This window comes from Acinetobacter sp. 3657, from assembly GCF_031456775.1.
GTDB lineage: Bacteria > Pseudomonadota > Gammaproteobacteria > Pseudomonadales > Moraxellaceae > Acinetobacter.
On the sequence record NZ_JAVDVH010000002.1, the window covers coordinates 57,722 to 73,178 of the forward strand.

At 40.7% G+C, this 15,457-nt stretch carries 13 protein-coding genes and 1 riboswitch; of the genes, 5 read left to right on the plus strand and 8 right to left on the minus strand.

The window, feature by feature from the left end; all coding sequences use genetic code 11:
- Positions 1-54: 54 nt before the first annotated feature.
- Together baeS and J2Y37_RS03495 are read left to right on the plus strand one after the other, a co-directional pair.
- On the plus strand, positions 55-1,725 hold the full coding sequence (gene baeS, locus J2Y37_RS03490) for a sensor histidine kinase efflux regulator BaeS (RefSeq protein ID WP_005195326.1): 1,671 nt from the start codon (positions 55-57) through the stop codon (positions 1,723-1,725).
- A gap of 45 nt (positions 1,726-1,770) precedes the next feature.
- Entirely contained in the window at positions 1,771-2,454 is a 684-nt protein-coding gene (locus tag J2Y37_RS03495; RefSeq protein WP_349031886.1) for a response regulator, read from the plus strand.
- A gap of 53 nt (positions 2,455-2,507) precedes the next feature.
- Here J2Y37_RS03495 and J2Y37_RS03500 read toward each other — a convergent pair whose 3' ends face one another.
- From J2Y37_RS03500 to J2Y37_RS03515, 4 genes are all read right to left on the minus strand, one after another.
- The gene (locus tag J2Y37_RS03500; protein ID WP_349031887.1) at positions 2,508-3,584 is read right to left on the minus strand and encodes a hypothetical protein; all 1,077 of its coding nucleotides are present in this window, start codon (positions 3,582-3,584) and stop codon (positions 2,508-2,510) included.
- Positions 3,585-3,855: 271 nt separating this feature from the next.
- Positions 3,856-4,452 (minus strand): L,D-transpeptidase family protein, encoded by a 597-nt coding sequence (locus J2Y37_RS03505; protein WP_004669545.1) that lies wholly within the window; start codon positions 4,450-4,452, stop codon positions 3,856-3,858.
- 15 nt (positions 4,453-4,467) lie between these two features.
- Entirely contained in the window at positions 4,468-5,910 is a 1,443-nt protein-coding gene (locus J2Y37_RS03510) for a protein adenylyltransferase SelO family protein (RefSeq protein ID WP_349031888.1), read from the minus strand.
- Between the two features lie 150 nt (positions 5,911-6,060).
- Complete coding sequence (locus J2Y37_RS03515; RefSeq protein WP_004669543.1) at positions 6,061-7,230, minus strand: acyl-CoA desaturase; 1,170 nt, start codon at positions 7,228-7,230, stop codon at positions 6,061-6,063.
- A 211-nt stretch (positions 7,231-7,441) separates the two neighbouring features.
- Here J2Y37_RS03515 and J2Y37_RS03520 point away from each other — a divergent pair, with 211 nt between their 5' ends.
- A complete protein-coding gene (locus tag J2Y37_RS03520) occupies positions 7,442-7,969 on the plus strand; it encodes an META domain-containing protein (protein ID WP_349031889.1) in 528 nt (175 codons plus the stop codon).
- 30 nt (positions 7,970-7,999) lie between these two features.
- On the opposite strand, the gene J2Y37_RS03525 is transcribed toward J2Y37_RS03520, so the two are convergent.
- The 3 genes from J2Y37_RS03525 to J2Y37_RS03535 all read right to left on the minus strand — a co-directional run bounded on the left by J2Y37_RS03525 (position 8,000) and on the right by J2Y37_RS03535 (position 11,297).
- A complete protein-coding gene (locus J2Y37_RS03525; protein WP_349031890.1) occupies positions 8,000-8,719 on the minus strand; it encodes a glycerophosphodiester phosphodiesterase in 720 nt (239 codons plus the stop codon).
- A gap of 21 nt (positions 8,720-8,740) precedes the next feature.
- Positions 8,741-9,328, minus strand: a complete 588-nt coding sequence (locus J2Y37_RS03530; protein WP_004669538.1) for a cob(I)yrinic acid a,c-diamide adenosyltransferase — start codon at positions 9,326-9,328, stop codon at positions 8,741-8,743.
- 91 nt (positions 9,329-9,419) lie between these two features.
- A complete protein-coding gene (locus J2Y37_RS03535) occupies positions 9,420-11,297 on the minus strand; it encodes a TonB-dependent receptor (protein ID WP_349031891.1) in 1,878 nt (625 codons plus the stop codon).
- 36 nt (positions 11,298-11,333) lie between these two features.
- Positions 11,334-11,547: riboswitch (cobalamin riboswitch) on the minus strand.
- Between the two features lie 133 nt (positions 11,548-11,680).
- On the opposite strand from J2Y37_RS03535, the gene J2Y37_RS03540 reads away from it, so the two are divergent.
- Both J2Y37_RS03540 and trpB read left to right on the plus strand, forming a co-directional pair.
- Positions 11,681-12,325 (plus strand): phosphoribosylanthranilate isomerase, encoded by a 645-nt coding sequence (locus tag J2Y37_RS03540; RefSeq protein WP_349032013.1) that lies wholly within the window; start codon positions 11,681-11,683, stop codon positions 12,323-12,325.
- Positions 12,306-13,550, plus strand: coding sequence for a tryptophan synthase subunit beta (gene trpB / locus J2Y37_RS03545; protein WP_241322080.1), 1,245 nt, complete (start codon positions 12,306-12,308; stop codon positions 13,548-13,550). Before J2Y37_RS03540 ends, trpB begins: the two co-directional genes overlap by 20 nt.
- 70 nt (positions 13,551-13,620) lie before the next feature.
- On the opposite strand, the gene J2Y37_RS03550 is transcribed toward trpB, so the two are convergent.
- Entirely contained in the window at positions 13,621-15,396 is a 1,776-nt protein-coding gene (locus tag J2Y37_RS03550; RefSeq protein WP_349031892.1) for a bifunctional metallophosphatase/5'-nucleotidase, read from the minus strand.
- Positions 15,397-15,457 lie beyond the last annotated feature (61 nt).

Below are 15,457 nucleotides of genomic sequence, written 5' to 3' on the forward strand. Positions count from 1 at the left end.
TTTTGGACCATGTTGGTTACAATCCATAAATAGAACACTATTGAGACTTAGCTTTTGAATGTTCGTCGTATTCCGATAGCCTTACGTTTATTTCTGACTGTGCTACTGACCACTTTGCTGATCGCGACGATCAGCTTGGGTGTTTTGCATTGGACCATGCAAAAGAACTTTGCACGTTATGTTGCTGATGTAGAAATGCAGAAGCTCGATCGACTGATTGCCAACTTAGCCAATGTGTATACGATTTATCATGATTGGGGCAATGCGGTTCAGGCACAAATTTTACAGATTGAAGGTACTGCTGCGCCTGACGATTATGATCGTTTATCTCAGTGGTGGTTGCGTCGTCAATATGATATTGCACTGCAACAGCGCTATTTTAATGAGCATACTTTATTAAACCTTTCTCCAGCTTTGACTCAAAACAATACTGAAATAAGAAATCGTCAGATTTTCAATGAAGAAGAACTCAGTGTTTTAAAGCAGAATTTGCCTTCTGAATACCAACCCTTTGAGGGCTTACGCTTTCCGCTCAGTCCGAGTCAATTTCGTCTAAAGAAAGAAGGCTCAGAAGGTGAACAGGAAAGTAAATCGAATAATGTGAATGCGCAAGGGAAAAAGCGCTTTGTATCCATTCCTGATCGTCTGGGGCTAAGTTCTCGACTATCTTTATATAATGAAAAACAACAATTTATTGTGGGTGAGCCAACCACAGATCAAATTTCGTATCGTCCGATTATGGTTGAGCAAAAGGTGGTGGGCTATCTCGGCTTAAAGCCTGTGCTAGATCAAGATGATGCATCAAGTATTAACTTTTTTAGCAATCAAAAGCGCTATTTACTTTTAGTATACGCATTAACCGTGTTATCCAGTATGGTGGCTGCTTTACTGATGGCCGCTTACTTTAGAAATCCGATTCGTCGTTTGCTTGATGCCACATTGGAGCTGACGCGAGGCAATTATCAGTACCAAGTTAAGATTAGACGAAATGATGAATTGGGTGATTTGTCCAATCAGTTGAACCATTTGGCTGATATTCTGCATCAACATGAACAATCACGCCGTCAATGGGTCGCCGATACTTCACATGAGCTAAAAACCCCATTGGCTGTATTGCAAGCGCAAATTGAGGCGATGCAAGATGGGATTCGTAAAGCGACACCAGAGCATTTAGATGCAATGATGCGACAAGTCGCCAGTTTAAAGAAGCTGACGCAGGATTTGGCCGATTTAGCGCAAGCCGAAGCGCAACAATTGAAATGTTATTTTGCTGAAGTGAATCCTTGGGATGTGGTTTTACAAGAAGTTGAGAATTTTAAGTCAACCTTTGAACAACATCAGTTGGAAGTATTGCTTGCAGGAGAGGATGCAACTTTATCTTTAGATCGAGATCGGTTTAAACAGATTATCGTGAATTTATTAGGCAATTGTGTTCGCTATACAGAACAGGGTGGAAAAATACAGATTCACACTCAACAAGATGAGCAACAATGGATATTGTATGTGGACGATAGTCCATTTGGGGTCAATGACGAACAATTGGCACGATTAGGAGAGCGTTTCTATCGCGTTGATGACTCACGTACCCGCAGCACAGGTGGAACAGGTTTAGGCTTGGCACTTTCATGTAAATTGGCACAGGCATTGGGTGGTTCGTTGACTTTTGATCATTCACCATTAGGTGGATTGCGTTGTGTGCTGACTTTTCCCAAACAAATGAAATAACGTTGAGATCCTCTTTAGCTTGAGGATAATGAATAGGATGAAGACATGAAACATATTATGTTGGTTGAAGATGAAGTGGAACTGGCGCAGTTGGTTCGTGATTATTTAGAAGCGGCTGGTTTTGAAGTCAGTATGTTTCATGATGGTCAGGAGGCTTATACGCATTTTCAACAACGCAAACCAAACTTGATGATTTTAGATTTGATGGTGCCACGGATGGATGGTTTGACCATTTGCCGTAAAGTGCGTGAACAGTCAGATTTACCCATCATTATGGTGACAGCCCGCACTGAAGAGATTGATCGGGTACTGGGTTTAAATATGGGTGCGGATGATTATATTTGTAAGCCTTTTAGCCCGAAAGAGTTGGTCGCACGTGTGCAAGCAGTTTTACGCCGCTTAGAACGTAAAGCCGAGCCTGAGCAAAATGATTTATTCCGTATTGATAAAGCACAGCAACGGATTTGGTATCAACAAAAAGCGTTGACCTTAACCCCGACAGAGTTCCGTTTATTGGAGCTATTTTTAGAGCACTTGGGTCAGGTGTATTCACGGGCGCAGTTATTGGATCACATCAACCCAGATAGTTTTGATGTGGCAGACCGTGTGATTGATAGTCATATTAAGAATCTGCGCCGCAAGATCTCTGATGCTGCCGAAACAGGAAATCGTCATGAATGGATTCAAGCTGTGTATGGCGTAGGCTATCGTTTTGAATATCCAGAATAATGTTAGGCTTGCCTTGTGATGATCATAAGGCAGGCCCTAGTTAACCTAGAAGATTAGAAACAAACCAAGAAGCACATAATTTGTGACTTGTCTAAACTTACATTGATTGTTTCACCATCTTTAGAAATTGTCACAGGTTTCTCAAAAGATGTTCCTTCTTTTACCACATAATTCCAACGTGCAATTTGGTCATTTGAACCGATATATTGATTCCCAGCATATACATCAGTTCGTCCAACTACTTCGGTATGGCTGACATTTTTATCATAAGAAAAATTTGCAATCAGTATGTAGTCGCCAGCAGGCAAGTTTGTGAATTTGAAATGCCCTTGATCATCTAGGATACGTGTTGACATGAAATGCTTGAGAATAGATTCTGGAATGTGAGCAGGGAGTTTTTTATTTCGTTTGACTTGGTCATACCAAGCTTTAAATTCGTCTGTCATCCAGATTAAACCAACAGCTTGACTGTCTTTGGGTGGATATTGTTTTTTAGCAAGTATTGCACCTTTATAAAAGGCTTGCCCTGTAATTGTTGAATTTCCTAAAGGTCTAATTTCAGCCGTTGCTTGTTTTAATGATTTAGTTTTGACTGCTTTACCTGCGAGACAATCTTGCATTGCTGTACGTGCTTGAGCAAGACCTTCATAGTTGAGTGTGTAAATAGTTGCATCATTCAACTTTAACTGCATATCTTTCTCTTGGTCACGCATTGATTTAAGTGTTTGTTGAATATCTCCTGTGTTGACTGCGAGCATGCCTGTCTGTGAGCTTGGTAAAAGTTGAGCTTTTAAAGGCGTGGCAGCTAAATTTTGCTGCCTAAGTTGAATTTGTATTTCTTGTGGCGTATATGTTGTTGGAATATTTTTAGCTTGAAATAGAATCGTTGCATGTGAAGTTTGTTTTGTTGGGCCAAAAATAGAAAAACTGGTTTGGCTATCCTTTGCAGATATAAATCGTATGGCACAGTTGAATTTAGGTTGGTTTAAATCCTGTTTTAACATCCAGACACCTAAAGATGATCGAGAAATCACCTGTGTGTCTTGATCAGAAACAGATGTGGCATTGGCTACGTTAAAACCTGAAAGCGTGCAAATTAAAATTATTGTGATTAAACTTTTTTGAGACATCTTAAATCCCCAGACTCTATTGAGTTTATTTTGCCATATTTATTTCATCTAAGTTTTGAATCTTGGAACAGGATGACTCTATAAATAATTCTTCAGTCACTTAGCAGCTTGCTGATCCTTCAATTTTCGTTGTTAAAATGCATTTTTTATACTGATAAAGATTCTTCAGATTTTATCCTGTGGGTAACCACAAGTTTATCCACAGAAAATGTGGATAGTTTTCTTTATATAGTGCTGCTTATATCTACTGCTAGTCTAGATTGTTTCGATATTATGGATGAATCTTGATTTTGGTATTGTTATCCACCAATTGCCAGATTTCATCCATATCAATATTGCGTACAGCGATGCAGCCTAAAGTCCAATCTCCTTGCGGCATATAAGTTGCGCTAGAAGGGATGGATGTTCGATCTTTGGGAACTGTGCCGTGAATCATAATATCGCCACCCGCAGATTGACCATGTTGCTGTGCATAGGCAAGGTCAGCTTGATTGGGGTAAGAAATATGCAGTGATTTATAAAAAGCACTTTGTGGATTGCGCCAATCAATTCGGTATTCACCTTCAGGCGTTTTTCCATCACCTTCAAATTGTTTATGCCCAATTGGATCAAAGCCTAAACGCATTGGATAATCACGTACGATCTCATCATGGTGTTTAAGATGAAGACGACGTTTTTCTTTAAAGACTTCGATCTCGGTAATTGGCTTGCTTTGTTTAAGTTGCTGAATATCTTCGGTTGAAAGTGCTTTGGGCACGAGTGTTTGCTGTGTCGAAATCGAACTGGGGAGGTATTGTTTATAATGATAAACCACAACGCCAATGATGATTAGAATTACAAAAATGCACAGTGCCAGCCAAACTTTCATTAATTGAACCTCTTTTTAAGATGAACAGCTCACTACAACTTCAGGCACATCACTTGGTAATGGTGCGATATCTTGTTCAGTTTCCAAATCAGATTGCTTCTGATACGGCTGATTTAAAAGTTTGAATAAGCGATCTACCTCACTAAAATCACCGCGTTCAGCCAGTTCGATGGCTTTTTGCGCCATATGATTGCGTAAAACATAATGTGGATTTACTTGTTGCATCGCCAGATCCAATTCATCAGTGTCTTGATGCTGACGAATGTTTTGATAACGTGTGAGGAAGTTATCAAACTGTTGCACATCGATACAATCATCTCTCAAAGCTTTGTACTCGTGTTGCTGTAAACGAATAAAGCTTTGGGTGTAATCCAGTTGCTCTGTTTGCAAAATTCCGAGGAAAGCAAAACTACAATCTAAACTGTCTTTATGAAAATTGGGGAGTCCCATTTTTTGACATAAACCTTGACTATAATATTGTAAAAATGTCGGTTCATATTGTTCTAAACAATGCGCCAAATCATGTTTGAATTGTTCTTTATCTTCAGACTTTGCCAATGGAATCAGTGTATTTAACCATTTCCAAAGATTCCAATGTCCAATACTCGGTTGGTTTTGATAAGTATATCGGCCTTGATCGTCCGAATGATTGTTGATCCAGTTTGGTCGGAAGCGTTCCAAAAAGCCATAAGGCCCAAAATCTAGCGTTGAACCAGTAATGTTTAGATTGTCGGTATTCATGACACCGTGTGCAAAACCGACCAGTTGCCATTGGGCAATCATCAGCGCAGTTCGATCAATCACCGCTTGAGCAAAAGCGAGAATTGGCTGTTCAGCATTTAAACATTCTGGATAATGCCATTCGATACATTTTTGTGTGAATTCTGGCAAAAGTTCAGGTGCATATTGATTGATCCACTCAAAATGCCCAAAACGAATATGACATTCTGAGGTGCGTAATAACATTGCCCCCAGTTCTAATGTTTCACGTTGGACCCCTTGGGTCGAGGTGGTAAAACCAACTGCATGACTTGAGGCGATCCCCAAGGCATTGAGTGCATGACCAGCTAAGTACTCACGAATGACTGAACGAAGTACCGCGCGACCATCACCCATACGAGAGTAGGGGGTCGCACCAGCACCTTTGAGATGTAGGTCTATGGTTTGACCTTGCTGATTTAAAATTTGCCCAATCAACAAACCACGGCCATCTCCAAGCTGCCCAGCCCACTGTCCAAACTGATGACCTGCATAGACCATTGCCAATGGGGTGAATTCGGAAAAAGTTTTTTGCCCACTACAAATCTCAACCCAGTTGGCTTTATCTTCTTCACTCCATTGCAATTCGTCAGCTAAGCTTTCATTGAAATGTCCTGCTTTCGCACCACGTAAGGGGGTGGGCTGTTGCTGATGATAAAGCTTGGAATCGAGAGACGCATAACGTGGGTTAAAATGCATAAGATAGAAATCTTGAAAGGGCAGAGCAAAGACTATAGCAAATTTTGATTTGAGTCGCGATTAAAGCCGTGTAAGGGGGGCTGCTTGTACATGCACTTAGGCATAAAAAATGGCCCCATAAAGAGACCATTTTAGAAATTATTTAGTCAGTTATTCAGAAACAGGCGCTTTTTTGATGTTGCGCATTAGCGTTTCTAAACATTCACGGTGGTGGCTTAAACGATGTTCAAGCAATTGGAAATCGACTTTCAGCTTGTGGTCGATTTGATGGATTCTTTCAGCCATCGCTGCTTTTTTTGCTTGAAGCTCTTGTTCTTTCAATTTTGCCCAATCATTTAAGGTATGGGTAAATGCTTCATATTCTTGAGCAATACGTTGTTTCATTTGTACGATGTCAGTATTGACGTCATGCCCATAAATCGCCAAATCCTGCTCAGCATATTTAAAGCGCATTGCAAGCTCAGCTTTTTTGATATTAAAGCTTGGAATACGACGTAAATTTTTGGCTAAACCGAGTTTAGAACTGGTCCAAATCAACCATTTTGTTGGGTCATACTGCCACCATTTCACGCCGTTACGATAATCGTATTGGAAAATGTGGTGATAGTTATGATAGCCCTCACCCCAAGTGAAAATAGCCAAGACAAAATTGTCACGTGCAGTATTTTCATCGGTATAAGGACGTTTGCCCCACATGTGGCAAAGTGAGTTGATAAAGAAGGTAACATGATGGCTAATGATGAGACGCAGTAAACCACCAAGTAAAACCACGCCCCAAATATCGCCGACAGCCCAACCAATACCACCTAAGACACCAACATGGACAGCAATCACCAGTGGGACATAGTATTTATGTTGGAACATCACCAATTTATCATTCAATAAATCAGGTGAGTTTTTATAGTCAGGTTCAGATGGTGAGTGATCACGAATCATCCAGCCTAAATGAGCATACCAAAAGCCGCGTTTAATTGAATACGGGTCTTGATCAATGTCATCGACATGACGGTGATGAGTACGGTGACCTGAAGCCCAAAACAAAATACTGTTCTGAACTGCAAAAGTACCGCCAATCATCAGTAAGATTTTGAGTGGTAATGCCGCATCATAAGCACGATGTGCCCAAAGACGGTGGTAACCTGCTGTAATTCCTAAGCTACTTAAAGCCAAAAGGAAAAACAAACTGACCCAAGCACTTACACTAAAATCATAATAATAAGCATATAAAGGGATTAAAATAGCAGCAAGAATTGGAGTTCCAATTAAGGTAATGCTAGCAGTCCAGTTAATGGGTGCTTTTTTGAGTGGGGCGGAATTCATATCCGTCAGCGCTCCTAATAACCTTGTTCACACAAGATAATAAAACTAAACGAGATAGCAAGACCAATCATGACGATATATTGCTATTTTAGTCCTGATATTAACATGCTCAAATCAATAAGCACTAGTATTATTCTACAGTTGTATCGAAAGAACCGTAACAGAATTCGTTTACCACATCGGCTTATCTATTAAAAGGTGAAACAAATCAATGTCTGAGCAAATTATCGTGAAAAATCCTATTTACGCTTTGAAGGCATATGTTCACAAAACTTTAATACTTTCTGCTGTTTTGATGCTTGCCGCTTGTCAAAGCCAACCGACTAAAGTGCAAAAAAACACCTTACAACCCAAACACGCTAACCAACTTCCGAGTTTGCAGGTTCGTAAAAGTCTTGATGGAATTCAAGATGTTGATTGGCAAATTACCATGATCCACAACAAACGGGCATTGTTCTTTAACCAGTATCCAAGTTTTTCGCTGAACTCAATTGCTAAAAGTGTTTCTGGGCATACAGGCTGTAATAATATCTATGGCCGCTATACCTTTGATTTTGCTCAACGCAAACTTGATTTTGATGTAAGGGCGGGACATTTGAGTTGTAATAAAGCATTGGCACAAGAGGCTGATCTGTTGGATGCGATCCAACGTGTTGAGCGCTTTCAATTTGATGGCACAAACTTATATTTGCTGGATGCGAAAGGGCAGCGTTTGATTCAGGCACAAAAGAAAAAATAAAGGAAAATGGTGGAATTTATTCCACCATTTTTATAAGGATAAATGTTGCAACATGGTGGTTGGAATATCAGTAATTAAACCCTGAATACCTAACTGCTGTAAGTGTTTTGCTCGTTCAATATCATTAACGGTCCAAACACTGATACTTAGATCAGCTTGCTGAGTGATTTTAATGATTTCATCCGTTGCAAGCTGATCTTTCCAACCAATCTGATGGCATCCATATTGCTGAGCCAATTCGATTGCATGTTCAGCAATTGGTATCTCGACCAATAAGCCACGTTTAAAATGACTCTGATACTGTTGTAATGCCGCTAAAATTTTGAGATCAAAACTGGTAATAGTTGCTGTTTGCTCAAAGCCTTTAAGATCATGGTATAGCTGGATAATCAGTTTTTCCGCAGCAGCTTCATCAGGCACCGCTTTGATTTCAACTTCGATATGCTCGAAGTCGGTTAAGCATGCCATGACTTGCACTAAACTCGGCGTGTATTCTGGTTCAGCCCAAGTTTGCCATAGATGGCGATGGTCGAATTGTTGAGCCTGAGCTAAGCTGCAGCTTTCGACATGCTGCGACAGACCTGTGGTACGAATAAAGTTGTCATCGTGAATTACAACCAGTTGCTCATCTTGAAGTTGTCGAACATCAAATTCGACAGCACGAACGCCAAGACCATGCAGATAATGAAACCCACCTAAGGTGTTTTCTGGTGCTTCACCACGTGCTCCACGATGACCGATGATTCGCATTTGTGTGCTACCTTAAAATGGTTATTCTGGATCAATACTGTCATTAATATTTTTTTGCCACAACACTTCACTGCCACCTTCAGCACGTTGTAACGCACGAGAAGCAACAAATAACCAATCTGATAGACGATTGAGTAATTGTAATGCGGTTGCTTGGATATTTTGGTCGCGTGCATGCACTGACATCAATGCGCGTTCTGCACGACGACATACCGCACGTGCTTGGTGTGCATAGCTACACGCTAAAGTACCTGACGGTAAAATGAACTCTTTCAACATCGGTAGAGATTCATTCATGCGATCAATTTCTTTTTCTAGAAATTCGATACAAACAGGTTGAAGTAGGTGATAGTTTGGAATACAAACCTCTCCGCCTAAATCAAATAACCAATGTTGAATCAAGCTCAGGCTTTGGTCCCATTGGTTTTTATCACTGATTTGACTCGCGCTAATTTGTGCGCGAAGTACGCCAATCGTTGCATTGAGCTCATCGACATCACCCAAAGCAGTGATACGTAAATCATCTTTGGCAACACGTGAACCGTCACCTAAACCTGTTGTGCCTGAATCACCTGTACGTGTATAGATTTTACTTAAACGATGTCCCATCGGATTTCCTAAAATAAAAAAGAGGCAATGCGGTCAAGACATTACCTCGAAACTGGAGTTAAGAAAATATGTTTATGATGTTATCGCAAGATTAATAACGGAATGTGACACCCGCTGAAGCTAAGCGACCACCGTTGATGTAAAACTCATCTCCGCCAAAGTTAGCAGTTTTATATTTAACATCACCTACATTTTCGATATTGGTAAACAATTTCACATTTGAGGTGACATTCCAGTATGCATTTAAATCTACTGATGCATAACCTGGCGTATATTTGGATGTTTTTGATTCTGAAATTTTTGAGTGTGATTTAGCAACTAAAGAGGTGCTTAATCCATAAACTTCATTCTCGAGTCCTGCGGTCAAGGTTAAACTTTGACGTGGTCTACGAACTAATTCATATCCACTTTCCTCATTTTCTGTTTTTACATAACCATATTCGGTTGTTAAGAACAGCTCGTCTTGTTTCCATTTGAAACCTACTTCACCACCAAGCATTTTTGCTTTATTCACATTGTTATATGTCGCATCAGATATTTTGTTTACTGGATCATAATTTGAAACGTATTGGATCAGATTTTTAACTTTTGTGTGGTATGCCGATGCATAAGCAGATATTCCATACGCCAATTTTTGGTCAATACCAATTTCATATGACAGGCTTTTTTCTGGCTTTAAATCAGGATTCCCTACGGTGATATAAGTACCGTATTCATCCTTAAATTGTGATGAATAATAGAGTTGATTTCCTGTTGGTGCTTTAAATGCGGTTCCTACATTCGCATAAATACTGGTAAGTGGTGCAATTTGAATGCGACCAGCGATTTGGCCTACGGTTTTAGTGCCAAACTGATCATTATCTTCTACACGGATACCCGCTTGCGTACTAAGGCCATTTTGGTCGTTATATTGATGCTGAATATAGTAACCATTTGAGTCTAGGCTTTGCTTATTGCCTTTGATTGCTAGGCTTTTAACATCAGCATTATTGATTGAAGTGCCTACTAATAAATTTTGATTTTTAGTAAAATTCCATTGAAGATTGATATCGCCTTCGTTGCGCTCAGTATCAAAATAATAGGTTGAGCTTTTTCCCGTGAGCTCATCTTTAAAGTTTGAATAGTGAGCATTAATTTTTAAGTTATCGAGAACTTGATAATAGGCGTTGGTATTGATCAGGCGATTGAGGAAGTCATGCGAGCCGCCATAATAAATGTTAGTACCTTTATTTTCATTGAGGCTCACATTTGCGCCATATTGAGTCTGTTCATAACCTATTTTTGCACTGTAACCTTTTTGATCATAACTGGCTTTTTTGTTGGACTTATTAGTTACGGCTGTACCATCACTTTCTTGGCGTTGTGCTCGAATTTGAGCATACAAGCCAGTATCTGAAACAAGATCTGCACCTATGATAGATTTATAAGTTTTATTTTCGCCTGCTTCAGTTGTTAAAAATAGTTTTTGTTGTTTTGGTGGTGCTGTTCGTACATTGATTACTCCACCAATAGCATCCGTACCATATTGAACTGATGCAGGCCCTTTTAGGATTTCAATTTGGCTCACATCGCTTAAATCGATATAAGGAATACTTGTACCACCATCTAGTGCGGTATTTAATCGTGCACCATCTTTCAAAAATAGACTATGGTTTGAGTTTGTACCACGAATAAATAAAGATGATATTTGTCCCATTCCTCCTTGTTGAAGGATATGTAAACCAGCATCACGTTGTAGAAGATGTCCTAAATCAGCAAGAGGTGATTGTTGAATTGTCTTTTCATCAATTACATTGATTCGTACAGGAACATTTTCAATTTTCTGTTCAGTACGAGAAGCTGTTACAACGATGGTATCAAGTGAGGCTGTTTTTTCACTAGATTGACTTTGAGCAAAAGCAGGAGAGGAAAACCCCATCGCAATAGCGATAGCACCAACTAAACGAGTCGGTTGAAAAGTAGTAGACATGATGTTGCTCCATACATTCACCCTTCGTGAATGTTTGCGTAGAAGATAACAACAAGCAGGTCTCCGGACTTCACTATATCATCACAATAATGATGCTATTAATCATCTTCCCACATCATTCAGATGCAGTGATTTGGCATTGAGCTAAGATTAATAATACGGTGTTACCGTTGCGAGGGCAGTGTTGGACTTACACCAACTTCCCTATAAGCAAAAGAAATTGCTTTAGACTTGTTGCAAAATTTATCAAAGTATAAAGTGTTAACGTTTTTTAAACAATCGCATTTCGGAATGAACTTTGCCCTATGAAGGTCAAATTGCATTACAATACGATGGTTTAAAAGTATTCATTTAAAATTGGACATGACATGCGCCAAATCCAACTGCGAACTCGCGCCAAAATTTGTGGAATTACCCGAACACAAGATATTCATGCTGTTGTGCAAGCTGGTGCAGATGCGATCGGTTTGGTATTTTTTCCACCGAGTCCACGTCATGTCAGCATTGAACAAGCTCAATCATTAGCCGTGCTCATTCCGCCATACGTGCAATTGGTGGGCTTATTTGTCAATGCAAGCCCCGCAGAAATACAAACGGTGCTTGATTCAGTTCCTTTGGATGTATTACAACTACATGGTGATGAAACACCCGAACAATGCCAACAGATTGCTCAACACTGCAAGCGTCGTTGGTATAAAGCGATTCAGGTAAAACCTGATATCGATGTTGTGACCGAAATTCAACGTTATCAAGCTGCGGGTGCTAGTGCAGTCTTATTAGATGCATGGCATCCTGAGTTGAAGGGTGGAACAGGGCACAGCTTTGATTGGAATCAATTTCCACAACTTGATATTCCACTAATTTTGGCAGGCGGACTAACCCCTGAAAATGTGAGTGAAGCTATTGATACTACAGCTGCTTTTGCTGTGGATGTCAGCGGAGGCGTAGAGTCCGCAAAAGGTATAAAAGACCAACAACTCATTGAAAAATTTATGCAAGGAGTCCAACGTGGATCAGCAAAATCTTAGTCAAAAAAATCAGGCAATTGACTATACCCAGTTTCCAGATGCTCGAGGGCATTTTGGTATTCATGGTGGACGTTTTGTGTCCGAGACGCTGATGGCTGCGCTTGAAGATTTAGAAAATCTTTATGGTCGTATGAAAAATGATGCACAGTTTTTGGCAGAATTTGACCGTGATCTTGCGTTCTATGTTGGTCGTCCTAGCCCACTTTATCATGCAGAGCGATGGTCGCAGCAACTCGGCGGTGCGCAGATTTACTTGAAACGTGAAGACTTGAATCACACAGGTTCACATAAGGTCAATAACACCATTGGTCAGGCTTTATTGGCAAAACTATCAGGTAAAAAACGTATCATTGCCGAAACTGGTGCGGGGCAGCATGGCGTTGCGACGGCAACGATTGCAGCGCGTTTAGGCCTAGAGTGTGTGGTATTCATGGGTGCGGAAGACGTTAAACGCCAAGCGATGAATGTATACCGCATGCGTTTACTCGGTGCCAAGGTTGTGCCTGTGCAAAGTGGTTCAAAAACATTGAAAGATGCTATGAACGAAGCGATGCGTGACTGGGTCACCAATGTTGATAGCACTTATTATGTAATTGGTACTGTGGCTGGGCCACATCCATATCCACAGTTAGTTCGTGATTTCCAGTCGATTATTGGTCGTGAAGCGCGCCGTCAAATCCAAGAGCAAGCAGGGCGTTTACCTGATGCTTTGGTGGCTTGTGTTGGTGGCGGTTCAAATGCAATGGGCTTGTTCTATCCATTCTTGAATGATCAAGATGTGAAAATGTACGGTGTTGAAGCTGCAGGTTATGGCATTGAAACAGGCAAGCATTCTGCACCATTGAATGCAGGTCATGTGGGCGTATTACATGGCAACCGTACCTACTTGATGTCGGATGAACAGGGTCAAATCATTGAAACCCATAGTATTTCGGCAGGTCTGGATTATCCTGGTGTAGGACCAGAACATAGTTTCTTAAAAGATATGCACCGTGTTGAATATGTGCCGATCAATGATGAAGAAGCGTTACAAGGTTTCCGTGATTTAACCAAGATCGAGGGGATTATTCCTGCGCTTGAAAGCGCTCATGCCATGGCCTATGTCACCAAACTTGCGCCAACGATGTCTAAAGATCAAATCATTATCGCCACTGTTTCAGGTCGCGGTGATAAAGACTTGATGACTGTTGCACGAATTGATGGTGTCGAAATGGTTGAGATGTAAAGCACTTCAGTTCTTTACAAGCAAAATAGGGAAGCAATATGCTTCCCTGTTTTTTATTGTTTAAAATCGATTATGGAATCAGCTTGATGCGATCTGTTGCAGGTGCGCTGAGTGGTGAGTTTTGAGTCACGTATTTCTCAAAAACATCAATATCTTGTCCGCCACCAATTGGGTTCTTCCCTTGTTTTAAAACGGTGAAGTTATCACCACCATCGGCAATGAAGTTATTAACCGTGACACGATAGATTTGAGTATCGACCAGCGCTTGCCCAGAGACAAAGATATTGCTCGCTCGAGGTGTGGCAGTCGTATCTTTTTTATAAGAATAGCTGAACTCTTTTGACGGCTGTAAGATGCGAGGTGTTGTTGCATTCGCGCCAGACCATTGTTGTTCTAAGAGTGCACGAATTTGTTTGCCAGTGAGACTCAACGTGACCAATGAATTGCCAAACGGCTGTACGCTAAACACATCGCCAAAGGTAATTTGATTACTGCTATTGATCAGTAAGTCTGCACGGACACCACCTGAATTCATTAAGCTAAAATCGGAACCTTGATTGCTTGCTGCCAGTGCTGCTGCTTGTTGAGCATCGGCGATCAAATTACCCAGCGCGGTTTCGCCACTTTCAGTACGATTGCGATCAATAACAGTGCTTGCTGATCCGACCACGCGTGCGGAAATTGTCGCAACGGCTGGACGATATTTATCTAATATCGCTTCAATACTTGGCGTTTTACTAAACTTTTGGTACAGATCGGTTAAGTTGACTGTCGTTGTGCCCGAGGTATAGCTTTCACTTTGTACTGGTACTTGTGTCGCATCTTTTTTGATGACATCACCTGTTTTTCCATCCAGTTCGAGTTGGATATTGGTAATGGCTGTACCGTATTGCCCCGCAGATGTGAGTAAGAACGGTTTTTGTGGATTCTTGGTTGCATAGTCACAGATATAAGATTGATGCGTATGACCAGATACCACAACATCAACCGCAGGATCTAAGCGTTCCAATACATCGATTAATGGACCACTCAACCCATCACAGGTTTTCTTATTGAATTTGGTACTTGGCGCAACGCCTTCATGCACCACCACCACAATCGCTTCGATCCCTTGTTTCTTTAACTCAGGAACCAATGCGTTGACGGTATCTGCTTCATCATGAAAGTTGACATCGGTAATCCCAGCAGCAGAAACGATGCTCGGAGTTGCCTCTAAAGTCAGCCCTACAAAGGCAACAGGAATACCGCCATAGGTTTTAACTTTATAAGCAGGGAAAAGTGTCTTGGTTGGGTCAGCTTTCATCGAAACATTGGCAGCGAGAAAGTTAAACTTTGCCCCAGAGAAGTTTGGGTTGATTTGACAAGGTTTGGTACTGGTATATTGCTGACAGCCGCCATTTTGTAAACGGCGAAGTTCATCGGTTCCACGATCAAACTCATGATTTCCCACCGCATTAAAATCGATTTGAATATCGTTCATTGCTTCAATGGTCGGTTCATCTAAAAACAATGATGAGATTAATGGAGAGGCACTAATTAAGTCGCCAGCAGACACCACCGCATTATTGGGATATTGTGCCCGTAATTTTTTGATTGCATCAGCAAAATAACTGACACCACCGACAGGTATTTGTACCGTTTTACTATGATCATGGGGATCATCTGCCTCAATGAAGCGTTTAGGTGGTTCTAAATTGCCATGAAAGTCATTAAAGGCAAGAATATTGATACTTTGATTTTTTCGTTCAGTTTTGGGTGGTTGATTATCATCATTATCATTACAGGCGGTTAGCGCCAATAGCATTACACACAATGCATTTACTTTAAAAAGAGTACGCGTCTTCATGATTTTTTGATCAAGTGGTATAAGATTGTTTTTAAAGATAAAACTTATGTATGAATATTTG

What these genes read in the sequence shown, in the direction of transcription:
- J2Y37_RS03520 (WP_349031889.1), top strand. Translation starts at nt 7,442, where the DNA reads ATGTCTGAGCAAATTATCGTGAAAAATCCTATTTACGCTTTGAAGGCA.
- J2Y37_RS03535 (WP_349031891.1), bottom strand. Translation starts at nt 11,297, where the DNA reads ATGTCTACTACTTTTCAACCGACTCGTTTAGTTGGTGCTATCGCTATT.
- J2Y37_RS03515 (WP_004669543.1), bottom strand. Translation starts at nt 7,230, where the DNA reads ATGAATTCCGCCCCACTCAAAAAAGCACCCATTAACTGGACTGCTAGC.
- J2Y37_RS03530 (WP_004669538.1), bottom strand. Translation starts at nt 9,328, where the DNA reads ATGGGACATCGTTTAAGTAAAATCTATACACGTACAGGTGATTCAGGC.
- J2Y37_RS03500 (WP_349031887.1), bottom strand. Translation starts at nt 3,584, where the DNA reads ATGTCTCAAAAAAGTTTAATCACAATAATTTTAATTTGCACGCTTTCA.
- J2Y37_RS03525 (WP_349031890.1), bottom strand. Translation starts at nt 8,719, where the DNA reads ATGCGAATCATCGGTCATCGTGGAGCACGTGGTGAAGCACCAGAAAAC.
- J2Y37_RS03550 (WP_349031892.1), bottom strand. Translation starts at nt 15,396, where the DNA reads ATGAAGACGCGTACTCTTTTTAAAGTAAATGCATTGTGTGTAATGCTA.
- J2Y37_RS03510 (WP_349031888.1), bottom strand. Translation starts at nt 5,910, where the DNA reads ATGCATTTTAACCCACGTTATGCGTCTCTCGATTCCAAGCTTTATCAT.
- J2Y37_RS03505 (WP_004669545.1), bottom strand. Translation starts at nt 4,452, where the DNA reads ATGAAAGTTTGGCTGGCACTGTGCATTTTTGTAATTCTAATCATCATT.
- J2Y37_RS03495 (WP_349031886.1), top strand. Translation starts at nt 1,771, where the DNA reads ATGAAACATATTATGTTGGTTGAAGATGAAGTGGAACTGGCGCAGTTG.